At 68.4% G+C, this 23,740-nt stretch carries 19 protein-coding genes; 16 read left to right on the top strand and 3 right to left on the bottom strand.

Features of this window, described 5'->3' with window-relative positions; genetic code table 11:
• Window positions 1-116: 116 nt before the first annotated feature.
• Entirely contained in the window at window positions 117-2,807 is a 2,691-nt protein-coding gene (locus IH26_RS0138515) for an RICIN domain-containing protein (protein ID WP_030441227.1), read from the bottom strand.
• Window positions 2,808-3,231: 424 nt separating this feature from the next.
• Here IH26_RS0138515 and IH26_RS0138510 point away from each other — a divergent pair, with 424 nt between their 5' ends.
• On the top strand, window positions 3,232-3,618 hold the full coding sequence (locus tag IH26_RS0138510) for an L-rhamnose mutarotase (protein WP_245665879.1): 387 nt from the start codon (window positions 3,232-3,234) through the stop codon (window positions 3,616-3,618).
• On the opposite strand, the gene IH26_RS0138505 is transcribed toward IH26_RS0138510, so the two are convergent.
• Complete coding sequence (locus IH26_RS0138505) at window positions 3,607-4,374, bottom strand: FadR/GntR family transcriptional regulator (protein ID WP_030441225.1); 768 nt, start codon at window positions 4,372-4,374, stop codon at window positions 3,607-3,609. The genes IH26_RS0138510 and IH26_RS0138505 overlap by 12 nt on opposite strands.
• 185 nt (window positions 4,375-4,559) lie before the next feature.
• Between IH26_RS0138505 and IH26_RS0138500 the strand changes: the two genes are divergently transcribed.
• From IH26_RS0138500 to IH26_RS0138485, 4 genes are all read left to right on the top strand, one after another.
• Window positions 4,560-5,924: an ABC transporter substrate-binding protein gene (locus IH26_RS0138500; protein ID WP_030441224.1), complete on the top strand. Its 1,365-nt coding sequence runs from the start codon at window positions 4,560-4,562 to the stop codon at window positions 5,922-5,924.
• On the top strand, window positions 5,921-6,853 hold the full coding sequence (locus tag IH26_RS0138495; protein WP_030441223.1) for a carbohydrate ABC transporter permease: 933 nt from the start codon (window positions 5,921-5,923) through the stop codon (window positions 6,851-6,853). Before IH26_RS0138500 ends, IH26_RS0138495 begins: the two co-directional genes overlap by 4 nt.
• A gap of 3 nt (window positions 6,854-6,856) precedes the next feature.
• Window positions 6,857-7,756, top strand: coding sequence for a carbohydrate ABC transporter permease (locus IH26_RS0138490; protein ID WP_030441222.1), 900 nt, complete (start codon window positions 6,857-6,859; stop codon window positions 7,754-7,756).
• A 61-nt stretch (window positions 7,757-7,817) separates the two neighbouring features.
• A complete protein-coding gene (locus tag IH26_RS0138485) occupies window positions 7,818-8,969 on the top strand; it encodes a mandelate racemase/muconate lactonizing enzyme family protein (protein ID WP_030441221.1) in 1,152 nt (383 codons plus the stop codon).
• 77 nt (window positions 8,970-9,046) lie between these two features.
• Here the strand turns inward: IH26_RS0138485 and IH26_RS0138480 are convergent, their stop codons facing one another.
• Window positions 9,047-11,275, bottom strand: coding sequence for an alpha-L-fucosidase (locus IH26_RS0138480; protein ID WP_030441220.1), 2,229 nt, complete (start codon window positions 11,273-11,275; stop codon window positions 9,047-9,049).
• 595 nt (window positions 11,276-11,870) lie between these two features.
• On the opposite strand from IH26_RS0138480, the gene IH26_RS0138475 reads away from it, so the two are divergent.
• The 11 genes from IH26_RS0138475 (at window position 11,871) to IH26_RS54485 (ending at window position 23,656) form a co-directional block, all read left to right on the top strand.
• Window positions 11,871-12,938, top strand: a complete 1,068-nt coding sequence (locus IH26_RS0138475; RefSeq protein WP_030441219.1) for a sugar ABC transporter substrate-binding protein — start codon at window positions 11,871-11,873, stop codon at window positions 12,936-12,938.
• Between the two features lie 36 nt (window positions 12,939-12,974).
• The gene (locus IH26_RS0138470; RefSeq protein WP_051809275.1) at window positions 12,975-14,519 is read left to right on the top strand and encodes a sugar ABC transporter ATP-binding protein; all 1,545 of its coding nucleotides are present in this window, start codon (window positions 12,975-12,977) and stop codon (window positions 14,517-14,519) included.
• The gene (locus tag IH26_RS0138465; protein WP_030441217.1) at window positions 14,512-15,540 is read left to right on the top strand and encodes an ABC transporter permease; all 1,029 of its coding nucleotides are present in this window, start codon (window positions 14,512-14,514) and stop codon (window positions 15,538-15,540) included. Before IH26_RS0138470 ends, IH26_RS0138465 begins: the two co-directional genes overlap by 8 nt.
• 38 nt (window positions 15,541-15,578) lie before the next feature.
• On the top strand, window positions 15,579-16,892 hold the full coding sequence (locus IH26_RS0138460; RefSeq protein WP_030441216.1) for an L-fuconate dehydratase: 1,314 nt from the start codon (window positions 15,579-15,581) through the stop codon (window positions 16,890-16,892).
• Window positions 16,885-17,754: an amidohydrolase family protein gene (locus tag IH26_RS0138455; RefSeq protein ID WP_030441215.1), complete on the top strand. Its 870-nt coding sequence runs from the start codon at window positions 16,885-16,887 to the stop codon at window positions 17,752-17,754. The genes IH26_RS0138460 and IH26_RS0138455 overlap by 8 nt, the downstream gene beginning before the upstream one ends.
• Window positions 17,755-17,767: 13 nt before the next feature.
• Window positions 17,768-18,199 carry an RbsD/FucU family protein gene (locus IH26_RS0138450; protein WP_030441214.1) on the top strand — a complete coding sequence of 144 codons (432 nt, stop codon included), beginning with the start codon at window positions 17,768-17,770 and terminating at the stop codon, window positions 18,197-18,199.
• Complete coding sequence (locus IH26_RS0138445) at window positions 18,196-19,218, top strand: zinc-dependent alcohol dehydrogenase (RefSeq protein WP_030441213.1); 1,023 nt, start codon at window positions 18,196-18,198, stop codon at window positions 19,216-19,218. Before IH26_RS0138450 ends, IH26_RS0138445 begins: the two co-directional genes overlap by 4 nt.
• On the top strand, window positions 19,215-19,976 hold the full coding sequence (locus tag IH26_RS0138440) for an SDR family oxidoreductase (protein WP_030441212.1): 762 nt from the start codon (window positions 19,215-19,217) through the stop codon (window positions 19,974-19,976). Before IH26_RS0138445 ends, IH26_RS0138440 begins: the two co-directional genes overlap by 4 nt.
• Window positions 19,973-20,977, top strand: a complete 1,005-nt coding sequence (locus IH26_RS0138435) for an aldo/keto reductase (protein WP_030441211.1) — start codon at window positions 19,973-19,975, stop codon at window positions 20,975-20,977. Before IH26_RS0138440 ends, IH26_RS0138435 begins: the two co-directional genes overlap by 4 nt.
• A 65-nt stretch (window positions 20,978-21,042) precedes the next feature.
• On the top strand, window positions 21,043-21,825 hold the full coding sequence (locus tag IH26_RS0138430; RefSeq protein WP_084599444.1) for a FadR/GntR family transcriptional regulator: 783 nt from the start codon (window positions 21,043-21,045) through the stop codon (window positions 21,823-21,825).
• Window positions 21,826-22,024: 199 nt separating this feature from the next.
• Window positions 22,025-23,656: a cellulose binding domain-containing protein gene (locus IH26_RS54485; protein WP_425394434.1), complete on the top strand. Its 1,632-nt coding sequence runs from the start codon at window positions 22,025-22,027 to the stop codon at window positions 23,654-23,656.
• Window positions 23,657-23,740 lie beyond the last annotated feature (84 nt).

Here is a 23,740-nt window from a genome sequence, read left to right as displayed (position 1 = left end):
TGGTCGACGGCCGCAAGTCCTTGCGGGTCTGGTGCGCCGGCCCGGGCGCGTGGGGAGTTCGCGCCCGGGCCAGCGGGTTGGCAGATGGTGAAGTTGCCGGTGTCAGGCCTGCTGGATCACTGGATGGTCCAGATCTGGTTGTTCTGGTTCAGCGCCATCCACTGGTCGAGGGCGGCGCCGTTGGTGGTGGAGGCTCCGGAGACTTCCAGGGCCTGCTTCGACTCGAAGTTGCGGATGACGTACCCGCCGGTGACCGGTTCGAAGTACCAGAGCTGGTTGTTGCCGGCGTTGTAGGTCCATTGGACCAGCGTGGTCCCTCGCCAGTGGGAGGCGCCGTTGTCGTCGAGGGCCTTGCCGCTGTTCCGGTTGACGATCTTGTAGAGGTTGCCGCTGACCTGCACGATGTTCCATTGCTGGTTGGCGCCGCCGTGGCTTGGCCATTGGATGACGCCGGCGCCGTCGGTGGTGGCGGCGCCGTTCACGTCGACTACCTGTCCGCTGTTGACGTTGGTGATGGTGTAGAAGGTCGAGGGGTTGAAGCTGGGTGCGGTGGCCGCGCTGAGTGCGCCGTTGGCCTGCTGCAGGGAGAAATCGGAGATGAAGAAGTAGCCGCCGTCGGTCTTGGCGACCCGCACGTAGCGGAACTTTTGACGTGCATCGATGTTGCCGTTGAGCACCGATCCATAGGCCAGGCTGCTGGAGCCCTGTCGCCCGACGACGGTGTAGGTGGCGAAGGCCGGGTCGTTCGAGGCGCGCACCTCGAAGTTCTGCCGGGTCTCCGGCTGGTCGTAGTCCGGCCGGGTGGTGAGGGAGAACTGGCCGAGTTCGTACGCCTGGCCGAGGTCGACCTGCCACCAGGCAGAGGTGTCGGCGCCGGTGGGCGACCAGCCGGTGGCGGCGTTGTTGTCGTTGGCCTTGTCCGCTGTATTGCCCGAGCCGTACACCGAGGAGGACGAGGTGGCCTTGCCGTAGGCGAGGTTGATCTTCGCCGCCAGCCCCTGGTAGGCGGACTCGAGGCCGGACGCCTCCATCGTCGAGGTGCCGGTCGTCGCGTTGCCGGAGATGGTGACGTTGCTGCCGTTGACGTTCTGGTTGATGAAGCCGTCGGTCTGCGCCAGCACGTTGTTCGAGAGGGTCATGTTGTTCGACCCCTCGTCCGTATAGATGCCGGCCACCGCAGAGCCGCACGCCGCAGACGAGCGCAGTACGTCGTGGATGTAGTTGCTGTTGATCACGGTGCCGGGGTCGTTGGACAGGTGGTAGATGCCGGCGCTGTCGCACAGCCGGTTCATGACGTTGCCGATCCGGTTGTAGCTGATCGAGTTGTTGCCTTCCGCGTTGGCCGCGGACTGCCAGCCCCAGCCCAGCGAGATGGCGGCCCATGGGGTGTCGGAGATGTCGTTGTGGTTGATCGTGGTGCTGTTGACGAAGCCCGCGTCGATGCCGGCTGTGCCCGGGTAGTCCTCACCGATTCCGGTGATCAGGTTGTCGGTGACGGTGATGGTCTTGACGACCTCGCGGGCGTCTTCGCCGGCCGGACTGGTCGGCGGGTTGTAGATGCTGTGGTACTCCACGGTGGGGTCGGAGAACTTGCCCAGCATGATCCCGTTGCCGGCGATGTCGTAGATGACGTTGCCGGTGACGGTGCTGTTGTGCACCCCATGGTGCAGGTCGAGCGCGGTGGCGCCCATCTGGGTGAACGTGTTGCCGGTGAAGGAGATGTTGTCGGCGTCGGCGACGTAGACACCGGCCGGCGGACGGTTGACGTACTGGTGGTTGCTGGTGTCGGAGGAGATGTTGTAGTTGCCGCCCTGACCGTTGAGCTCGCCGTTGTTGCTCGCCTCCATCCAGGTGGTCTGGGTGAAGGTGATTCCGGAGAACTGCAGGTTGTGCGCGGGGCTGTCGAGGCTGGTACCCGTGATGGTGAACAGCGTCGGCAGTGTCGGGGCCTGCACGGTCGCGGTCGACATGTCCTCCCCGGCCCGGGGTCGGTAGTAGACCTTCTGCGCGGTGGTGTCGACGTAGAACTCGCCCGGCTCGTTGAGGAACTCGTGGGCGTTCTCGAAGTGGAAGGGGGAGCCGCTGACCAGCTGCGGCCACGGGCGCTGGAACAGAATGCCGGCCTCGTGGTCCTGAATGGACACACTCGCCGTGCCGTTGCTGTTCGAGAACGACTTCAGGCGCAGGAAGGTCTCCGCCCACTGCAGCTCGAGCTCCATCTCGACCTGGCTGAAGTTGCCCCAGTTGGCGATCTGCGAACTGCTGATCTTGAGCAGCTTGTTGGCCGAGTCGACCGAGGTCAGCTGGAAGTCCGACCCGAGGTCGGGGTAGCGCGCCCGGGTGGCGCGCACCCCGTTGACGTACAGCTGCCGGAAGTTGCGGGTACCCACCGACGCCTGGTACTCGCCGTTGCCGACCGCGCTCCAGCCGGTGATGCTCTGCCCGCTGGTCACCACCGGGTTCTCGCCGTTGTAGGCCTGGTAGATCACGTTGTGCCCGTTGGTACCCGAGTCGCTGGTGCCGAACGCGATGGGACCGGTCAGGGAGTAGGTGCCCCCGCGCAGGTTGACCACGATGTCGCCGGACATGTTCGCGTTGACGCCACGGACCGCGGTCTGGGCGGCCTGGATCGTCCGGAACGCGGCCGCGGTGCTGGTGCCGGAGTTGCTGTCGTTGCCGTTGACGGGGTCGACGTAGTAGTTGGTGGCCGCCGCGAAGGCGGGCGTTGCGGGCAGCAGAACGGTGGCGGCGGCGACCGAGGCCGCGAGTGCTCCGCTCAACCCCGCGACGATGCGCAAGCGTCTCATCGTGCTGTCCTTCCTCATGTCACCTGAGCCCGCCGGGCCGGCAGGCGCCATCATTGACGAAATTCGATTCATTGGTGCCCCTGGCTGGACCGGACGGTCGGGACGCAGCCGCCCGTGGCCGGCGCGCGGCAGGTACACCAGAGGTGACTCGGCGGGTGACGGAGGCCGCGCCGATCGGCCCGTGCCGGCCACCGCGTCGTGACGCTGCGGCCGACGCCTCCCGGCCGGGTTGACCGGCGGAGGAAGCGTTCTCGATGGCAGATCAAGTCCGGACGGTTAGGTAGTAATTACGGGTGTGATGATCGGCCGCGTCAAGAGTTGACATTAGACGTCATACGACTTATGTTTCGGGCCGGACTTCCACCGCGGCAGTTGACCTACGAGCAGCCGATCCCCGAGCGGAATCACCGTCGGAAGGACCTCGATGCACGAGCACGCACGCAGCGATCACGCGGCCGGGATGAAACGGGTAGCCAGCGTGATCCGCCTCCGACCGGAGAAGGCGGAGGAGTACCGAGCCCTCCATGCGGCGGTCTGGCCGGCCGTCCAGGAGCGGATCCGGGCCAGCAACATCACCAACTACTCGATATTCCTTCGCGACGGGCTGCTCTTCGCCTATTTCGAGTACGTCGGCGACGACTACGACGCGGACATGGCGGCGATCCGCGCCGACGAGATCAGCCAGCAGTGGTGGAAGCTGACCGACCCGTGCCAGGAGCCGCTGCCCAGCGCGGGACCGGGCGAGTGGTGGGTGGAGGCGGAGGAGATCTTCCGGCTGGACGAGGATCCGCCCGGCGATTCAGCGCTGTAGACGCTGGGGTGTGCCGTGGCCCGCGCGCCGCACGACCCACGCCTCGGTGATGTGGTCGAACATCGCCGCGGAGGCGCCGGCCGGATCGACCGCCGCGATCCGCTCCGAAATGCGCCGATGTCCCCGGTTGGACGCCATGCACAGGGCCGGTTCGACGCGTCCCATGTACCGGGCGGAGTTGACCACCTGACTCTCCAGCGCCCGCACCACCGCGCGGGCGAGGCGATTGCCCGACGTCTGCATGATCAGGTCGTGGAAGGCGAGATCGTGCCGCAGGTACGCGTCACGGTCCTGGACGAGGCGATCCATCTCGTCGACCAGCTCGCCTAGCCGCTGGACGACCTCGGCGTCGGCCAGCTGGGCGGCCATGTACGCCATGTCGGACTCGAGTAGCCGGCGGGTGACCACCAGGTCGTCGAGGATGTCGAGGCTCTCCTCCAGCGCGATGGTCGCCGACAGTACGAGCTCGTCCAGCATGCTCCACATCGTCGGCGAGGTCACCGTGGTACCGGACCCCTGGCGGACCTGCACCAGGCCCTTCTCCTGAAGCATCTTCACCGCCTCGCGCACGACCGTGCGGCTGACCGAGAAGGCTTCGCACAGGGCCGGCTCGGACGGCAGCGACGAGCCGGGCGGATGCTCGCCGCGCACGATGCGCTGCACCAGCTCCGACGCCAGGGCGCTGGCCAGGCTGGCCGGCCGCTGGGTCCAGGCCGGCGGCGGCGCGCTCAACGCGGATGACTCGGCTGCCGTCATGTCCCCTCCCGATCGGCCCGCTGCTCAGCGAGGCGCGCTCAGCCTAACGCACGCATGGTTGACATCAGTCATCATACGACTTACGTTGCCCTCACTGGTGATCACCAGGAAACATAATACGTATGCTCTTACGCCGCGTGACGATCAGCCTCTGGTCAACGCGCTTTCCGGCAAAGGACCTCAACATGAGTGGATTCACACGGGCGCCACGGCCTTCGCGTGTCCTCGGCGCCGCTGGAGCTCTCGCCATCGCTTTGGCGCTGGCCGCTTGCGGCGGCGGCAAGAACGCCGGCGCCTCGGTCGGCGCCTACGGCTTTCCGCAGGTCACCCAGGATGACAAGGCCGAGATCACGGTTTGGGTGGATGCCGACCGGTCGAGCGCGGTCGACGCGTTCAAGAAGGCCAATCCCGACGTGCCGGTCAAGGTGGTCACCTACGACGGCTCGTCGAACGGGTCGAACTCCTTCCGTACGAAGATGCAACTGTTCGACCGGGCCGGCAGCGGCTGGCCGGACGTCGTGTTCTCTTCGCAGAACAACGACGCGGCGTGGGCCAGCCAGAAGTCCGGCGGCAGGCAGGCGTTCGCGGCCCCGCTGAACGCGGGACTGATCCCCCAGGCCACCCTCGACGGCTTCACGCCCGGCTCGCTCAACCCGTGCACGGTGGATGGCAAGGTCTACTGCCTGCGCAACGACCTCGCGCAGGTGGTGCTCTGGTACAACAAGAGCCTGCTGGCGAAGTTCGGCTACTCGGTGCCGACCAGCTGGGAGGAGTACCAGGCGCTCGGCGAGAAGGTGGCGCGGGAGCACCCGGGCTACATCGTCGGGACGGTCGGCGACGCGTTCACGCCCGAGATCTACTTCTGGGCGGGCCAGTGCCAGGCGAACGGGATCACCGGACCCACCTCCGTCACGGTCGACACCGGCTCGACCCAGTGCAAGCGGGTCGCCGGCATGCTCGACACCCTCATCAAGAACGGCACCACGCCCAACATCAGCGTCTTCACGCCGGAGTTCGTCAAGAAATACTCCGGCAAGGTCCTGCTCATGCCCGGACCGGACTGGTACGCCGGCGCCCTTTTCAACAACCCGCAGTCGCTGAACGTGCCCAAGGGACAGCTCGGTGTCGCGGACCCGCTCGCCTGGCAGGGTGACACGCCGGCGACCGGCAACGTCGGTGGCGGGACCTGGTTCATCAGCAGCCACTCGAAGAACCTCAAGGCCGCGGCGAAGTTCGCCCAGTTCGTCACGACCGCCGACGACTACCAGGTGAACGTGGCGCCCGGTTACCCGGCCTTCGCCGCCGCCGCCGACAAGTGGATCAAGAAGCAGGAGTCGAGCGGCTACTACGCGACCGATCTGCAGCCCATCGTGAAGGCCGGCACCGAGATCTGGAGCGGCTGGGGTTCCGGCATCTTCAGCCAGGAGGCGATCTGGGCCAAGACCGTGACTCCGGGCATCGCCGGCGGCAAGAGCCTGGTCGACCTGCTCCCGGACTGGGAGACGGCGATCAAGAACCAGGCCCAGGTCGACGGTTACACGGTCAAGTGACCAACGTTGCACAGGCGGCGCGGCCGGCGGCGGTCAGCCCGCACCGGCCGCGCGGCGGGCGGTCCGGCCGGGCCCGGAGCGCGATGAGCTACGGCTTCATCTCGCTCTACACGGCCCTGACGGTCGCGTTCGGGATCCTGCCGGCGCTGTACGCGCTGTACCTCGCCTTCACCGACGGCAACGGTGACTTCGCGGGGTTCGCCAACTTCACCAAGGTCGTCGGCGACTTCCGCTTCCTGCCCGCCGTCGGCCACGTCGCGTACTTCCTCGTGGTCTGGCTGATCGCGCTGGTCGTGCTGGTGACGATCCTGGCGATCGCCGTGCACGCCATCCGGGTGCGCTGGCTCGGCAGCACCCTGCGGCTGATCTTCTATCTCCCCGGTGCGCTGGCCGGAGCGTCGAGCGTGCTGCTCTGGCTGTTCCTGCTCGACCCGACCGCGAGCCCGGTCGGCGGCCTGCTGCGGCTGCTGGGCCAGTCCAGCTTCGTCGAGGTCATCGTGCCGGCCCACCTGCCCCCGATCTTCGCCATCATCGCGTTCTGGACCGGTGCGGGCGGCTGGATCGTGATCATGTACGGCGCGCTCAACAACATCAGCGCCGAAGTGATCGAGGCGGCCCGCATCGACGGCGCCGGCCCGATCCAGATCGCCTGGCGCATCCAGTTGCCGATGCTGCGCAAGTGGATCTCGTACATGGGAATCATGTCGCTCGCCGCGGGCACCCAGCTGTTCGTCGAGCCACAACTGCTCTCGCAGGCGAGCAACGCGGTCGTGCCCAACGACTACTCGCTCAACCAGCTCGCCTACCAGTACGCGTTCCAGCAGAACGACTTCAACGGCGCGGCCGCCATCTCGATGCTGCTGCTGGTCATCGCCCTCGCGCTCTCGGCCCTGTTCGTGCTGCGCGGCGGCCTGTTCGAGACGGACTGAGCAATGACGACAACAACACCCGACCACCGGCCCGGCGTCAGCGGCTGGAGCGGCCGCACGATCGTCGCCGTCGTCCTCGCGATCTTCGTGCTGTTCTTCGTCATCCCGATCGCCTGGCTGCTGCTGGCGACCACGAAATCAGCACACGGCCTCATCGTGGACAACCCGTTCGCTCCCGGCGGGCTCGGCGACCTGGCGGCCAACTGGCATCAGCTGTTCGACTTCCAGGACGGGGCCGTCACGACGTGGGTGGGCAACTCCGCGCTGTACGCGGTGGGCGCGCTCGTGATCACCCTGCTCGCCAGCATTCCCGCCGGATACGCGCTGGCCCTGACGCGCTTCCGATTCCGCCGGGCGCTGTTGGTGCTCACGCTGGTCGTCATGCTGATCCCGAACACCGCGCTCGTGTTGCCCATCTTCCTGGAGCTCAACTCGGTCGGCCTGATCGGCAGTCCGCTCTCGGTGATCCTGCCGATGTCGTTCTTCCCGTTCGGCGTGTATCTGACCTACATCTACTTCTCCACGAGCATCCCGCGAGACCTGCTCGCCGCCGCCCGCATCGACGGATGTCGCGAGTTCCAGGTGTTCAGCAAGGTGGCCCTGCCACTGGCCGCGCCGATCGTCGCCCTCGTAGCGTTCTTCAGCTTCGTGCAGAGTTGGAACAACTTCTTCCTGCCGTTCGTGATGCTGCCCTCCAGCGACGGCTACCCGATCCAGGTCGGGCTCACCTCGCTACTGGCGTCGACGCCGGCGTTCAATCCCAGTTCCGCCGGAACGCAATCCGTGCAACTGCCCACGCTCGCGCTCGCGACGGTGATCTCCGTACTGCCGGTACTGATCGTCTTCCTCTTCGCTCAACGCTTCCTCGTAGCCGGCCTGACAGCCGGCGGCACCAAGGAATAAGTCCCTCACGTTCGACGCCACCGTGCCGACCGGGGCACCGCCAGCTCCACGAAAGGCTGACATGCGCATCACCGGCTTCCGTACGCTGACCACCGTCCTGGACTGGGGACGCCCGGTCGGCGACGCCAACGGGTTGATCACCGACGGGGTGACCGGGGTACCGGTCGTTCTCGTCGACACCGATGCGGGCATCACCGGCGTGGGACTCGGTCCCCACATCGAGATCGATACGGTCTTCGCGGCGATCGACGGCGAGGACCCTCGGTGCGTCGCGACGCTGTACGACCGCATGCTCCGGCACACCTTCAAGGCGGGGCACGCCGGCGCCGTGTTCGGCACCATCGGCGCGCTGGACACCGCCCTCTGGGACATCAAGGCGAAGGCCGCCGGCGAACCCCTGTGGCGGCTGCTCGGCGGCCGCGACCGGGTCGTTCCCGCGTACGCCTCCGGCCTCGACTTCGGCCTCTCCGACGACGACCTGGTGACCGTCTACCGCCGATACGCCGAACGGGGTCTGCGGGCCGCCAAGCTCAAGGGCGGCCGGAACCTCGACGACGACCGCCGCCGCCTGCACCTCGTCCACGACGTGCTGGCCGAGTCCACGGGAGAGCGACGGCCGGGCCTGATGCTGGACGCCAACGAGTTCTGGACCCGCAAGGAGGCCGTCCGGCACGTCGCCGAGCTGGAGCGCAGCCTCGACCTGACCTGGATCGAGGAACCGGTCCGCCGGTGGGACGCCGAAGGGCTGGCCGCCGTCGGCCGCGGCATCCGAGCCGCCGTCGCGACCGGCGAGAACCTGACCGGCCTGGAGCAGTACCGGCCCTTGCTCGCCGCCGGCGCCGTCGACATCGTCCAGATCGGCGCCGGCTGGGGCGTCACCCACTTCCTGCGCGTCGCCGCCCTGGCACACGCCCACGACCTGCCGGTCAGCCCGATCGGCACCACCCCCGTACCACTCGTGCACGCCGCCACCGCCGTTCCCAACCACCTCGCCGTCGAGCTGCAGAACCTCGACACGCCCACCGGCCTGACCCTCGACCTGGACGTCGAGGACGGCGCATTCGTCCTCGGCGACTCACCCGGGCTCGGGATCACCGTCGACGAGCCGGTCATCCAGGCGCTCGGCCGCCCTGAGCACCGCGTCGCCCTACGGGGTCCGCACGTACGGCACGAACGGGCCGGCCGCCAACTGCTCGCCCAGCCCGTCCGATGACACACAGATCGGTGATCGCTTCCGGGCGACCTTCGACGACGACGCGCGCGCGGCCGTCCCAGGCGGCCGGACCGCGGTCAGAGCGCGGTGAAGGTCCACTGCAGGTTGGTGCTGCTGTCCGCGCTCCACTGTTTGGTGATCGAGCCCTCGGCGACGGCACCGCCGCCGTCGAGGACCAGGCCGGTGGTCCGGTTGGCGATCCGGTACCGGCCGTTGCCCTGGTCGGTGATGAGCCATTGCTGGTTGGTGCCGCCGTTCCAGGGCGCCTGCTGGGCCGGGGAGCCGTTGCTGGTGGCGCCCCACCCGTCGGCGACCATGCCGTTGGTCCGGTTGACCAGCTTGTAGTAGCCGTTGCCCAGCTCGACGGCCTGCCATTGCAGGTTGGTGCTGCCGTTCCAGGTCCATTGCTTGAGGTTGGAACCGCTCGCGACGTTGCCGCCGCTGTCGAGCACCAGCCCGTCGGTGACGTTCGTAATCTTGACGTAGGTCGCCGGGTTGAACTGCACCTTCAGGGAGACGATCGCGTCGTTGTTGCCGGTGTTCCGCAAATCCGGGTTGTCGGCGGTGAAGGTCCAGGCGGTGCCGGTGAAGTTGTCGCCGGAGTAGCCGATGATCTGGTACCCGGCGGTGAGCTTCAGCGAGGAGATGCTCTGGGTGGGCATCCCGGCCGCGGACAACTGGCCGGCGGTGTAGCTGCCGAGGGTGAGCCGGGCGCTGCCACCGGCGTTGTTGACGTCTTTGAAGACCATCGCCGTGGCGGCGGGCTGAAGGGCCGGGATCGGGCCGGAGAAGGTGAACTTGACCACGTACGCGAGGGCGGAGAACGGTGCCGACGACGGCAGAGTCACGTGCAGTCCCGTCGCGTCCTGCGTCGGGGTGGCCAGGTTCGTGTAGCTGCCGGCGGTCGAGTTGAGCAGCCGCACCGAGGTCAGCGAGGAGAGGTCGATCCGCGTGGAGTTGAGCGTGGCGATGGTCAGTGTGCTACCGGGCCAGCCGAGGACCGTCGCGTACAGCACGGTGTTGGTCTTGTCGCGGGTGAACCGGATGTCCTGCGCGGTGCCGGCCCGCGGAGTGGTGAACGAGCCGCCGCCCATCTGCGTCGGGCCCTCGCCGTAGGCGGTCCAGGCGCGGGTCGAGTAGATCGACTCACCGAAGCGGCCGAGGTAGTCCCCCATGCCGAGCAGGATGTCCTTCTGGCCCTGAGGAATGGTGCCGTCGGCCATCGGGGCGATGTTGAGCAGCATGTTGCCGTTCTTGCTGACCCGGTCGATCAGCGAGTGCAGCATCTGCTGCGTGCTGTAGTAGCCGATGCCGACCGTGTAGCACCAGCTGGAACTGGAGATGCTGTCGTCGGTCAGCCAATACGGTGTGGTGAGGTCGGCCGGTCCGCCGCGCTCGTAATCGAAGACCTCGCCCTTGTTGTCGAAGCCGTCCTTGTAGGTGGCGACGACCTCTTTACCCCAGCCGCTGGCCTGGTTGTAGTAGTAGGACAGGAAGTTCAGCCGCTGCGTCTCGTCGACCAGGTTGAGGTCGAAGTCCTCCCAGAGGATGTCCGGCTGCGCCCGGTCGATGACCTCCTTGAGCTTGTCGTACCACAGCTGGTTCTCCGCCGTCGTGCCCAGCTGTCCGTACAGCTTCTGCAGACTGGGATCGGACTGCGCGGGCACGTGGTCGTAGTAGCCGTTGAAGTGGTACGCGTGGTGCATGGCCACCAGCAGCTTCAGGTTCTTGGCCCGGATCGCCGTGCCGAACAGGTTCAGCAGGTCGAGCTGCGGCCCCTTGGCGACCGAGTTCCACTCGTTGACCTGGCTGTTCCACATCGAGAAGCCGTCGTGGTGCTCGGCGACCGGGCCGGCGAACCGTGCGCCCGCGTCGACGAAGAGCTGGGCCCACTCGTTGGGGTCGAAGTTTCCGCCGGCCGACTTCAGCTTCGGCGCGAACTTGGTGAAGTTGCCGTTGAGATCGTTGGCCCCATTGATGAAGTTGTGGTACGGCCACGCGGACGGTTGGCCATACGTGGCGACATGGTGCGTGTTGCAGGCGTCGCCACTGATGTACATCCTGCGCGGGTACCACTCGTCGCCGTAGGCGGGCACGCTGAACACGCCCCAGTGGAAGTAGATGCCGAACTTGGCGTCCTGGAACCACTCCGGAGCCGGCGGGTGGGTGTCGACCGACGGCCAGGAAGCGGTGTACGGGGCGGCGGCCTCGGCGCTTCCGGGCTCCCATGCCGCGCCGGCCGCCGCCGCGGCGGCGAGCCCGGCCGTGCCGATGATGAATGTGCGTCTGCTGAGGGGCTGTGTCATCGGATTCTCCAATTCATGGCAGACAATTCCGTGTTGCGCATGCCCGACGTGCGAGTGGCCCGGCGAAATGAACGGAAGGATTGCCGCAGGCGTCGAGTGTGTCCCGCTACGCCGAGCGGCCCTGGCGGTTGGCCGATCTCACGAGTGTGATCGAGATGTGAACGCCGTGTTGCGAATCATGGGATCGATTTATATCGGCAGCGTTCGATCATGTCCAGAGGGCTCGCGAGATTGTCCTTAAAGACCCGCTTTGAGGCGTTCATGTCATTGACGCTTCTGCGCGTCTTCCTCAAGACATGGGATCTTTAGGCCCGGCGACCGGGCCAGCGCTCGTCCGGCAAAGACTGGTTGGGGACCAATGCCGCGTCATCGCTGATGTCGACGGCAAAGATGGGATGACTTACAGACTCTCAAGAAGGCACTTTCCTAGCAAAAGGTGCATAGATTGACTTTCTGAAGTCAGGTGAGTGACATGATGGACACGCCTTGATCTGGCGGCTATAAATACATCCCATGTCCCACCGAGCCCGTCACACGACGTTCTCGGCTCTGAAACATCGCCCGTCCGTCTGCCCACCAGCAGGAAAGAGCAGCGATGAACCACATATCCGTCCTCCGTGCCACCGCCGCCGCCACCGCCGCCGTTGCGCTGATGTTCGTGAGCGGCTGCAACCGGGACTCCGCGACCACCGCAGACAGCAGCAAGCCCGTCGTGGGCGTGGACTATCCCCGCTCGGACACCGACTTCTGGAACTCCTTCATCAAGTACACCCCCCAGTTCGGTGACCAACTGGGGCTGACGCTCAAGACGACCAACTCGCAGAACGATGTCGCGAAGCTGACCGCGAACGTGCAGACCTTCATGAGCCAGGGGGTCAAGGGCGTGGTGATGGCGCCGCAGGACACCGCGGCGATCGCGCCGGCGCTCGATCAGCTGGCCGCCAAGAAGATCCCGGTGGTCACGGTGGACACCCGGCCCGACTCGGGCAGCGTCGCGATGGTGGTGCGGGCGGACAACAAGGCCTACGGCACCAAGGCGTGCCAGTTCCTGGGCACCAAGCTCGCCGGCAAGGGCAAGGTCGTCATGCTCGAGGGCGGCCTCGACTCGATCAACGGCCGGGACCGGACCGACGCGTTCAACGAGTGCATGAAAACGAACTATCCGCAGATCAAGGTGTTCGGCGAGGCGACCAACTGGGACGGCGCGACCGCCGCGCAGAAGCTGCAGACCGACCTGACCGCGAACCCGGACATCCGCGGCGTCTACATGGAGTCCAGCTTCGCCCTTTCCGGCACCCTGCAACTGCTCAAGCAGAAGAATCTGCTGGTCGCGCCGGACGACCCGAAACACGTCTTCGTGGTGTCCAACGACGGCATCCCCGAGGAGCTCAAGGACATCGCGGCGGGTCAGATCGACGCCACCGTGTCGCAGCCGGCCGACCTGTACGCCAAGTACGCGCTGTTCTACGTGAAGGCGGCCATCGCCGGGCAGACGTTCAAGCCGGGCCCGACCGACCACAACAGCACGATCATCCAGGTCCGCGACGGCGTCCTGGAGGACCAGCTCTCCGCTCCGCTGGTCACCCGGGACGGCGCGACCTACGGCGGCGTCGCCAGCCTCAAGAGCGACGACAAGTCGCTGTGGGGCAACAACCTCGGCTGATGAAGGCTGAGCCGATAAAGGATGAAGGCGGACGGGATGCCTGACGCACCCGCCCGAGCCGGCGACGGGCGGGCCACCGAGGACCCGCCCGTCGTCCAGGCGACGGGCGTCACGAAGAAGTACGGCCCGACGGTGGCCCTGGACGACGCCGGTATCACGGTGGCGGCCGGACAGACGCACGCTCTCGTCGGCCGCAACGGCGCCGGCAAGTCCACGCTCGTGTCGATCCTGACCGGGCTGCAGGCGCCGGACGAAGGCACGGTGACCTTCGCCGGGCGGCCGGCGCCGGGGCTCGCCGACCGGGACGCCTGGCGGCGCCGGGTGGCGTGCGTCTACCAGAAGTCGACGATCATCCCGGCGCTCACCGTCGCCGAGAACCTCTTCCTCAACCGGTACGACCGGGGCGGCACCGGGCTGATCAAGTGGTCGGCGCTGCGGCGGCGGGCCGCCGAGCTGCTGGCGGCATGGTCGGTGGACGTCGACCCGGCGAGACTTGCCGGCGACCTGTCGGTGGAGCAGCGGCAGTTCGTGGAAATCGCGCGGGCACTGTCGTTCGGCGCGCGCTTCGTCATCCTCGACGAGCCCACGGCCCAGCTGGACGGCGCCGCGATCCAACGGTTGTTCGGCCGCATCCGGGACCTGCAGGCCCAAGGCGTGACCTTCCTGTTCATCAGCCACCACCTGCAGGAGATCTACGAGATCTGCGACGTGGTGACGGTGTTCCGGGACGCCCGGCACATCGTTACCGCGCCGGTGGCCGACCTGCCCCGGTCCGGCCTGGTCGCCGCCATGACCGGCGAGAACGCGGCGACCGAGCGGCACGACCGGACGCGCACGATCGACGCCGCCGGCCCGGCGGCCTTGAACGTGGACGCCCTGACCGCCGCCGACGCCTATCGAGACATCTCCTTCCGCATCGCCAGTGGCGAGATCGTCGGACTTGCCGGTGCCGCCGGAAGCGGGCGCACCGAGGTCGCGGAGACGATTGTCGGCTTGCGGGTGGCCGCCGCCGGCCGGGTGGAGATAGCCGGGCGCCACGCCCGGCCCGGTAGCGTTCCCGACGCACTCGCGGCCGGCGCCGGGTTCGTTCCGCAGGACCGGCACCATCAGGGTTTCGTGCCGGACATGTCGGTCGCCGACAACGGCACGCTCTCCGTACCCGGCAAGCTGGGCCCGCATGGATTCATCGACGGCCGCCGCCGGGACGCACTCGCCGCCGGCATGATCGAGAACCTGGCGATCAAGACGCCCAGTCCGCAACTGCCCGTTTCCGGGCTGTCCGGTGGTAACCAGCAGAAGGTCGTGATGGCTCGGGCGCTGGCCGACGAGCCGCGGCTGCTGGTGCTGATCAACCCGACGGCCGGTATCGACGTGCGGTCCAAGGAGTTCCTGCTCGACAAGGTGGAACAGACCGCCCAGTCGGGTGCCGGGGTGCTGATCGCCTCGGACGAGTTGGACGACCTGCGCGTGTGCGACCGGGTCCTGGTGATGTTCCAGGGCCGGGTGACCGCCGAGATCGGCCGCGGCTGGCACGACCACGAGCTGGTGGCCGCCATGGAAGGAATGAACCTCGATGCCTGACACCGCTCTCGCGGAAACCCCCGCACCCGTGGCCGCGAAACGGGGGCTGATCGGCGGCCGGGTGCCCCTCGCGCGGCTGCGTGACCTCGCCCTCGTCCCGGCGATCGTGATCATCGCGATCGTCGGGCAGATCGTCAGCCCGGTCTTCCTGCAACCGGACAACCTGCTGAACGTGCTGCAGACGATGTCCGAGATCGCGCTGCTGGTGCTGGCCGAGACGATGATCCTGATCGTCAAGAAGATGGACCTGTCGCTCGAGTCGACCATGGGCCTGGCCCCGGGTGTGGCCGCCTGGCTGGTGGTTCCGGTCGGTGCCGGGCATGGGCTCGGTCTGCTGCCCGGTGGGTGGGCGATCCCGGTGACTCTCGCGGTGGGGGCGCTCGTCGGCGTGATCAACGCGATGCTGATCATCCGGTTCGGGCTCAACGGCTTCATCGTCACCCTCGGCATGCTGATCGTGCTGCGGGGTGCGCTGACCGGGATCTCCGGCGGCCAGACCTTCTTCCACCTGCCGCCGTCGATGCTCTACCTGGGCACGACCGAATGGTTCGGGGTGCCGGCGTCCATCTGGGTCTGCCTGACGCTGTTCGCGGTGGCGATCGTCGTGCTGGGCTGGACGAGCTTCGGCCGGTCGCTGTACGCGATCGGCGGGAACGTCGACGCTGCCAAGGCCGCCGGTATCCGTACCGACCGGGTGTTGTGGATCGTCATTGTCACCGGCAGTGTGCTGGCCGCGCTGGCCGGGCTGCTGCTGTCCGGCCGGCTCGCCTCGGTCGCCTCGGCCCAGGGCAACGGCTACATCTTCACCGTCTTCGCGGCGGCCGTCATCGGCGGCATCAGCCTCAACGGCGGCAAGGGCACCATGTTCGGCGCGTTCACCGGCATCCTGCTGCTGTTCATGATCCAGAACGTGCTCACCCTCGCCGGCATCCCCGCCCAATGGATCGGAGCCCTCAACGGCCTGATCATCCTCGCCGCGCTGATCGTCTCGCGGATCACCGGCGGCAAGGTCCAGGACTGAGCCGCGTGACCGCCTCGCACCCCACAGGAGCCCGCACCATGCCTGCTTCCGCGCACATCATCGCGCTGGACGTCCTGGACGTACGTTTCCCTACCTCCGAACAGCTGGATGGTTCGGACGCGATGAACCCGGAGCCGGACTATTCGGCCGCGTACGTGGTGCTGCGCACCGACGCGGGCGACGGGCACGAGGGTCACGCCCTCGCGTTCACCACCGGCCGCGGCAACGACATACAGGCCAACGCCATCGCCGCCCTGGCCCCGTTCGTGGTCGGCCGCCCGGTCGCCGACATCTGCGACGACCTCGGCGGTTTCGCCCGCTCGCTGATCCACGACCCGCAGCTGCGCTGGCTCGGGCCGGAGAAGGGCGTCATCCACATGGCCACCGGCGCCGTCGTCAACGCCGCCTGGGACCTGGCCGCCAAACGGGCGGAGAAACCCGTCTGGCGTCTCCTCGGTGAGATGTCGCCGGAGCAACTCGTCGACCAGGTCGACTTCCGCTGGCTCAGCGACGCGCTCACCCCCGCCGACGCGTTGGAGATCCTGCGGCGCGCGGAACCCGGGCGGCAGGAACGGATCGACCTGCTCCTGGAGCGCGGCTACCCCGCGTACACGACCTCGCCGGGCTGGCTGGGCTACAGCGACGAGAAACTCACCCGGCTGGCCCGCGAGGCCGTCGCCGACGGCTTCGCCCAGATCAAGCTGAAGGTCGGCGCCACCCTCGAGGACGACATCCGCCGGATGCGGACCGCCCGGGAGGCGGTCGGCGACGGCGTCCGCATCGCGGTCGACGCCAACCAGCGCTGGGACGTGCAGCCGGCGATCGACTGGATGCGCCGGCTGGCCCCGTACGACCCGTACTGGATCGAGGAACCCACCTCGCCCGACGACATCCTGGGGCACGCCGCCGTGCGCAGCGCACTGCGGCCGATCAAGGTCGCGACCGGCGAGCACGTCGCCAACCGGGTGATGTTCAAGCAGCTGTTGCAGGCCGGGGCGGTGGACATCGTCCAGATCGACTCGGCCCGGGTGGGCGGGATCAACGAGAACATCGCGATCCTGCTGCTCGCCGCGAAGTTCGGCGTGCCGGTCTGCCCGCACGCCGGCGGTGTCGGGCTGTGCGAGATGGTCCAGCACCTGTCGATGTTCGACTTCGTCGCGGTCTCCGGCACGATGACCGACCGGGTGATCGAGTACGTCGACCACCTGCACGAGCACTTCGTCGATCCGGTACGCATCGTCGACGGCCGGTATGTCGCACCCACCGCGCCCGGCCTGAGCGCCCAGATGCACCCGGACTCCCTGAAGCGGTACGCCTACCCCGACGGACCCGTGTGGGCCGACCGTGTCTGACACTGCGGCCGTTCTGGTCGACGCGCACCACCACCTGTGGGATCTGAGCGTCCGTGCACAGGACTGGCTCGATGATCCGGTCAACGCGGCCATCCGGCGAACGTTCACCGTCGACGACCTACGCACCTCGGCGACCCGGAGCATCGCCGGCCGCCGGCTGACAACCACCGTGCTCGTCCAGTGCCTCCCCTCGGCCGGGGAGACCGAGGAACTGCTCGCCCTGGCCGGCCGGCAGCCGCTGGTGGGCGCCGTCGTCGGCTGGGCCGACCTCACCGCCCCGGCGGTCGGCGACGTCGTGGACCGGCTCCGCGAGGGAGCCGGCGGTGCCCTTCTGCGATCGCTGCGCCACCTTGTCCAGGCGGAGAGCGATCCGCGGTGGTTGCAACGGCCCGAGGTCGAGCGGGGCCTGGCCGCGCTCGTGGACCGGGGTCTCGGCTACGACGTCCTCATCCACGCGGGCCAACTGCCCCAGGCGATCCGATTGGCCGAGCGCCTGCCGGACCTCCGACTCGTGCTCGACCACGCCGGCAAACCGCCGATCGCCGCCGGCGACCTCGCCGGTTGGCGGCGAGACCTGACCGCCCTGGCGGCGCACCCGCAGGTTTACTGCAAGGTCTCCGGGCTGATCACCGAGGCCGACCACGCGCGATGGACCACCGCTGACATCCGGCCGGTCTGGGATCTGCTGCTGCGGGCGTTCGGGCCGGAACGGCTGATGTTCGGCTCGGACTGGCCGGTCTGCGTGGTCGCCGGTGGCTGGAACCGGTGGGCCGACACCGTCGGGGAACTGGTCCACGAGCTCTCACCAGCGGAGCAGCACGCCGTTCTGGCCGGCACCGCGACCACCTTCTACCGTCTTTGAGGAGCTACCTGTTGTGCTGTTGACCCCGTTGCTGCATCCGGAGATTCTCCGGGCTCTCGCCGGCGCCGGCCACGGCGCACGCGTCCTGCTCGCCGACGGCCACTACCCGGCGAGCACGGCCACCCACGAGCGGGCCGCGACCGTACCTCTGAACCTCGCGCCCGGCCTGCTCGACGTCACCACCGTGCTGAAGGTCTTGCGGCAAGCCGTGCCGGTGGAGGCTGCCCACGTCATGGTCCCGCCCGCGGGCAGCCCGGAGCCACCGGCGGTCACCGAGTACCGCGCCCTGCTGGCGCCGGTCCCGGTCGAGCCGCTGGACCGGTTCGCGTTCTACGACGCCGCCCGCTCGTCCGACCTCGCGTTGGCGATCGTCACGGCCGACATCCGGACCTATGCGAATCTTCTGCTCACCATCGGCGTACGCGCGGAAGGAACCCTGCGATGACTGCTCTCGCTGTGCGATACACCGGCGCACGGGTGTTGGAGACCGCCACGGCCGAGACCCCGCCGCCGGGGCCCGGCGAGGTGGAACTGGCACCGGCGTACGTCGGTATCTGCGGTACGGATCTGCACATCTTCCACGGCAGCATGGACGCCCGGGTCCGGACGCCCGCCGTCCTCGGCCACGAGATGTCCGGCCGGATCACCCGGATCGGAGCCGGCGTGACCGGCTGGCAACCCGGTGATGGTGTGACGGTCATGCCGCTGAGCTGGGACGGCGTCTGTCCGGCCTGTAACGCCGGGCACCGGCACATCTGCCATCGGCTGAACTTCATCGGCATCGACTCGCCGGGTGCCATGCAGCAGCGCTGGATCGTGCCGGCGGCGACACTCGTACGCCTGCCGGAATCCCTGGCCCTGGACCGGGCGGCGCTGGTGGAGCCGACCGCGGTCGCCGTGCACGATGTGAACCGCGCGGCCGTGGCGGACGGCGAGCGGGTAGTGGTCGTCGGCGGCGGACCCGTCGGCGCGCTCATCGGCGTGGTGGCCCGATCGCGTGGCGCCGACGTGCGCCTCGTCGAAATCAACGACCATCGGCGGTCATTGGCCGAGCAGATGGGCCTGACCACCTGGAACCCGGCCACCGATGAGGTCGCCGAGCTGGCCGCCGAGTGGACCGGAGGGGCGGGCGCCGACGTCAGCTTCGAGGTGTCCGGTGCCGGGGCCGGGATCGCCGCGGCGGTCGACGTTCTCGCCGTACGCGGAAGGTTGTGTCTTGTTGCCATTCACCCGCAGCCGCGGGAGATCAACCTGCATCGGTTCTTCTGGCGCGAGCTGACCCTGGTGGGGGCGCGCCTGTACGACCGCGCCGACTTCGAGCGGGCGGTGGCGCTCGTCGCCGACGGCACGGTCCCGGCCGACCTGTTGATCAGTAAGGTGGTCCCGCTGGCCGAGGCCGCCTCTGCCTTCGACGTCCTGGAGCGGGGCGGCGACGTGATGAAGATCCTGGTGGAGTGCGCATGAACCCCTTCGACCTGACCGGACGCCTGGCCGTGGTGACCGGGGCGCGACGCGGCATCGGCCGCGCGATGGCCCGTGCCCTCGCCGAGGCCGGCGCTGACGTCATCGGCGTCAGCGCGAACCTCGAGGAGTCCGGAAGCGCCGTCGAGAAGGACGTCACCGGCGCCGGCCGGTCGTTCGAGGCGATCCGCGCCGATCTCGCCGAACCCGCCGCCGTCCGGGACCTGGGCGAGAACCTGGCCGGCCGGGACCGGCCGGTGGACATTCTGGTCAACAACGCGGGCACCATCCGCCGGGCTCCCGCCGACCGGCACACCGACGCCGACTGGGACCTGGTCCTGCAGGTCAACCTCACCGCGCAGTTCATGCTCGCCCGCGCCGTCGGCGGTGCGATGGTGTCCCGGAGGCGGGGAAAGATCATCTTCACGGCGTCGCTGCTGAGCTTCCAGGGCGGCATCACGGTGCCGGGATACACGGCGGCCAAGCACGGCGTCGCCGGCCTGACCAAAGCGCTGGCCAACGAGTGGGCCCCGCACGGCGTCAACGTCAACGCGATCGCCCCCGGCTACATCGCCACCGACAACACCCAGGCCCTGCGCGACGACCCGGCCCGGTCCGGTGCCATCCTGGACCGGATCCCGGCCGGCCGCTGGGGCGATGCCGACGACCTCGGTGGCGCCGCGGTCTTCCTGGCCTCCGACGCGGCGGCGTATGTCCACGGCACCGTCCTGCCGGTCGACGGCGGATGGCTCGGCCGATGACCGCCACGCTGCGACGCCGCCGACTCACCGGGACCGGCGTGGAGCTGACCGAAATAGGCTTCGGTGCGTCCGTGATCGGAAACCTCTACCGCGAGACCCCGGCAGACGACGCGGCAGCCGCGGTCGCGGCGGCCTGGTCCGCCGGCATTCGATACTTCGACACCGCCCCGCACTACGGGCTGGGCCTGTCGGAGCGGCGCCTCGGCGCGGCCTTGAACAGGTACCCGCGGGACGCGTTCGTCGTCTCGTCGAAGGTGGGGCGGCTGCTGGTCGACAATCCCGCGCCGCGCGGCGTCGACCCCGAGGGCTTCGCCGTGCCGGACACCCTTCGCCGGCAATGGGACTTCAGCCGCGACGGCGTCCTGCGCAGCATCGACGCCAGCCTGGCACGCACCGGCCTCGATCGGCTGGATCTCGTCTACCTGCACGACCCGGACGACCACTGGCGGCAGGCCGCCGACGAGGCCATGCCCGCCCTCGCCGACCTGCGCGACCAGGGCGTGATCGGGGCCATCGGCGCCGGCATGAACCAGTCCGCGATGCTCGCGCGGTTCCTCCGGGAAACCGCCGCCGACGTCGTCATGCTGGCCGGCCGGTTCACCCTGCTCGACCAGTCCGCCCTCGACGACGTGCTGCCCGCCGCGGCCGAGCACGGCAAGACCGTCGTGGCGGTCGGCGTGTTCAACTCCGGCCTGCTCTCCCGCGACCGGCCCTCGGCCGGCCAGCGCTACGACTACCAGGCGGCTCCGCCCGAGCTCGTCGAACGGGCCGGCCGGCTCGCCGACGTGTGCGAGGCCTTCGGTACGACGCTGCCGGCCGCCGCGATCGCTTTCCCGTTCACCCACCCCGCCGTCGTCAACGTCACCCTCGGCATGCGCGACGCCGCCCAGGTGACCCGGAACATGGAGCTGGCCGGCCGGGCCGTGCCGGCTGGGCTGTGGGACGCGATGCGTGCCGAAGGCCTCATCGGGCCACCCGTCACCGGAGGCCCGCCCGGCTGACCACCGGAGACCGGGTGTTACCCGCGACGCCACGCCGGTGGTGTCGGACATGGAGGTGTCCACCGATGTCATTGACGGACAAGGCGATCGTCCGCATCCGCGAGCTCATCCAGTCGGGGCAGCTGGCCGCCGGCTCGAAACTGCCCCCCGAACCGGAATTGGCGGCCCAACTCGGCCTGTCCCGCAATCTCATGCGCGAGGCCGTCAAGGTTCTGTCCGCGGCCCGCGTCCTGGAGGTGCGGCGAGGTGACGGAACGTACGTCACCAGCCTGCAGCCCGACCTGCTGCTCGGCGGCCTCGGCGGCGCGGTCGAGCTGCTCCAGGGCGACACCTCGCTGCTCGAGCTCCTGGAGGTGCGGCGGCTGTTCGAGCCGGTCGCCGTGGCGCTCGCCGCGACCCGGATCACGGAGCCGGCCCTCGCCGAGGTCGAACGGCACCTGGACGCGATGCGCGAGGCCCGCGACGACGTCGAACGGCTCAACCACCACGACGCCGCGTTCCACCGGGCCGTCATCGCGGCCACGGGTAACGAGACGCTGGTGAGCCTGCTGGAGGGGATCTCGGGGCAGACCTTGCGGGCCCGGATCTGGCGCGGGCTCGTCGACAACGACGCGGCCGGGCGTACCCTGGCCGAGCACGAGGCGATCTACCGGGCGCTGGTCCTGGGGGACGGGCCACTCGCCCAGGCGGCGGCCCTGTTGCACGTCAGTACCACGGAGACCTGGCTGCGCGATCACCTGAAGGTCGACGCGGGCAGGACGCCGGGCACCGCCGCGCAGGGCGGCGAGTCTGCCATCGCGCGGACCCCAGCGGCCGTCCTGCCGGACAGCGGCGTCTCCGCCAAGTGATTCCGGATTCGCGCCGTCCACATCGCGGCAATTCTGCTCACTGAAAATGTGTTACGCACACGCGGTCGTGATCGAGGCTTGATATGCCTGGAATGCTCTGTCAATATTGGTCCCTCTCGATGGGAGCGCTCCCACGGCCGGTGTGTGCAGTCGTGCCGCCGCACGCGTTCGCGCTCTCGCCCGCACATGGAGGAACCGCATGAGTTCTTGGACGCGTCGCCGGCTCGTGGCCGCCGGGTTCACGATCGGCTCGCTGCTGGCCGCCGGGGCCGCATTCGCCCTGTCCGCGCCCTCCGCCCAGGCCCTGGAGAACGGGGTTGCCCGGACGCCGCCGATGGGATGGAACAGCTGGAACACGTTCGGGTGCAATATCAACGAGACGTTGATCCGGCAGATGGCGGATGCCATTGTTTCGTCCGGCATGAGTGATCTGGGATATAAGTACGTGGTGGTGGACGATTGCTGGTTCAATCGGAACCGGGATTCGTCCGGCAATTTGCAGGGTGATCCGTCGCGTTTCCCGAGTGGGATGAAGGCGCTGGGAGATTATCTGCATGGTAAGGGGTTGAAGTTCGGCATCTACGAGGTGCCGGTGACCAAGACGTGTGCGCAGGGCACGGGTGGTTACCCGGGGTCGACGGGTAGCCAGGGTCATGAGGCGCAGGACGCCCGGCAGTTCGCCGCGTGGGGGGTGGACTACCTCAAGTACGACTACTGCTCGGGCAGCGGCACGATCAACGATCAGGTGACCACGTTCGCGAAGATGCGTGACGCGCTGGCGGCGACCGGCCGGCCGATCGTGTACAGCATCAACCCGAACAGCTTCCACTGCTGCACCGGTCCGCAGCGGAACTGGGGCGACGTCGCCAACATGTGGCGGACCACGGAGGACATCACCAACAAGTGGGACACCGGGCAGACCAACGGATATCCGATGGGTATTCAGAACATCGTCAACATCACCGTGCCGCTGGCCGGTAATGCCCGGCCGGGGGCGTTCAACGATCCGGACATGATGGAGGTCGGTCGCGGCGGGCTGACCGACACCGAGCAGCGCAGTCACTTCGCGTTGTGGGCGATGATGGCCTCGCCGTTGATCGCGGGCAACGACATCCGGTCGATGACCTCGGCGACGCAGACAATCCTGAAGAACGCGGACCTGATCGCGATCGATCAGGACAGCCTGGCGACGCAGGCGACGCAGGTGTCCAACGACGGTTCCCGGCGGGTGCTGGCCAAGAAGCTGGCCAACGGGGACGTCGCGGTGGCGTTGTTCAACCAGAGCGGCAGTACCACCACCATCAGCACCACGGCCGCGACGATCGGCATGTCGGGCAGCTCGTTCACCCTGCGCGACGTGTGGAGCAACGCGACCAGCACCACGACCGGCACCATCTCGGCCAGCGTCCCGTCCCACGGCACCGTCGTCTACCGGGTCAGCAGCGCCGGCACGCCGACCTCCCCGCCGACGTCGGCCCCGCCGTCGTCCGGCCCACCGACTCCGCCGCCGGCCGGAAGCTGCCGGGTCAGCGACACGATCAGCGCCTGGAACACCGGCCTGACCTCAACGATCACCATCACCAACACCGGCACGAGCGCCGTCAGCGGCTGGTCCCTGGCCTTTACGCTGCCGAGTGGCCAAACCATCACCTCCGGCTGGAACGCCACCTACTCGCCCGTCTCGGGCCAGGTGACGGCCAGGAACGTCGCCTACAACGGCGACCTGGCACCGAACGCGTCCCTGACGATCGGCTTCCAGGCCACCCACACCGGCAACGCCGCGGCTCCGACCTCGTTCACCTGGAACGGCGAAAGCTGCGCAATCGCCTGATCACCGGAACGAGCAGGGCCCGGGACCAGTGGTCCCGGGCCCGCGCCCGTCGCGGCCGGCTCGGTCGCTCCAGTGCGATCTCCG

Source organism: Actinoplanes subtropicus (genome assembly GCF_000721705.1).
Taxonomy (GTDB): domain Bacteria; phylum Actinomycetota; class Actinomycetes; order Mycobacteriales; family Micromonosporaceae; genus Actinoplanes; species Actinoplanes subtropicus.
Note: the sequence above shows the minus strand (reverse complement) of the source record. Positions and strands in the feature narration are given on the sequence as shown.

What these genes read in the sequence shown, in the direction of transcription:
- IH26_RS0138505 (WP_030441225.1), bottom strand. Translation starts at nt 4,374, where the DNA reads ATGACGGCAGCCGAGTCATCCGCGTTGAGCGCGCCGCCGCCGGCCTGG.
- IH26_RS0138460 (WP_030441216.1), top strand. Translation starts at nt 15,579, where the DNA reads ATGCCTGCTTCCGCGCACATCATCGCGCTGGACGTCCTGGACGTACGT.
- IH26_RS0138500 (WP_030441224.1), top strand. Translation starts at nt 4,560, where the DNA reads ATGAGTGGATTCACACGGGCGCCACGGCCTTCGCGTGTCCTCGGCGCC.
- IH26_RS0138440 (WP_030441212.1), top strand. Translation starts at nt 19,215, where the DNA reads ATGAACCCCTTCGACCTGACCGGACGCCTGGCCGTGGTGACCGGGGCG.
- IH26_RS0138515 (WP_030441227.1), bottom strand. Translation starts at nt 2,807, where the DNA reads ATGAGACGCTTGCGCATCGTCGCGGGGTTGAGCGGAGCACTCGCGGCC.
- IH26_RS0138465 (WP_030441217.1), top strand. Translation starts at nt 14,512, where the DNA reads ATGCCTGACACCGCTCTCGCGGAAACCCCCGCACCCGTGGCCGCGAAA.
- IH26_RS0138490 (WP_030441222.1), top strand. Translation starts at nt 6,857, where the DNA reads ATGACGACAACAACACCCGACCACCGGCCCGGCGTCAGCGGCTGGAGC.
- IH26_RS0138445 (WP_030441213.1), top strand. Translation starts at nt 18,196, where the DNA reads ATGACTGCTCTCGCTGTGCGATACACCGGCGCACGGGTGTTGGAGACC.
- IH26_RS0138470 (WP_051809275.1), top strand. Translation starts at nt 12,975, where the DNA reads ATGCCTGACGCACCCGCCCGAGCCGGCGACGGGCGGGCCACCGAGGAC.
- IH26_RS0138480 (WP_030441220.1), bottom strand. Translation starts at nt 11,275, where the DNA reads ATGACACAGCCCCTCAGCAGACGCACATTCATCATCGGCACGGCCGGG.
- IH26_RS0138510 (WP_245665879.1), top strand. Translation starts at nt 3,232, where the DNA reads ATGCACGAGCACGCACGCAGCGATCACGCGGCCGGGATGAAACGGGTA.
- IH26_RS0138475 (WP_030441219.1), top strand. Translation starts at nt 11,871, where the DNA reads ATGAACCACATATCCGTCCTCCGTGCCACCGCCGCCGCCACCGCCGCC.
- IH26_RS0138435 (WP_030441211.1), top strand. Translation starts at nt 19,973, where the DNA reads ATGACCGCCACGCTGCGACGCCGCCGACTCACCGGGACCGGCGTGGAG.
- IH26_RS0138430 (WP_084599444.1), top strand. Translation starts at nt 21,043, where the DNA reads ATGTCATTGACGGACAAGGCGATCGTCCGCATCCGCGAGCTCATCCAG.
- IH26_RS54485 (WP_425394434.1), top strand. Translation starts at nt 22,025, where the DNA reads ATGAGTTCTTGGACGCGTCGCCGGCTCGTGGCCGCCGGGTTCACGATC.
- IH26_RS0138485 (WP_030441221.1), top strand. Translation starts at nt 7,818, where the DNA reads ATGCGCATCACCGGCTTCCGTACGCTGACCACCGTCCTGGACTGGGGA.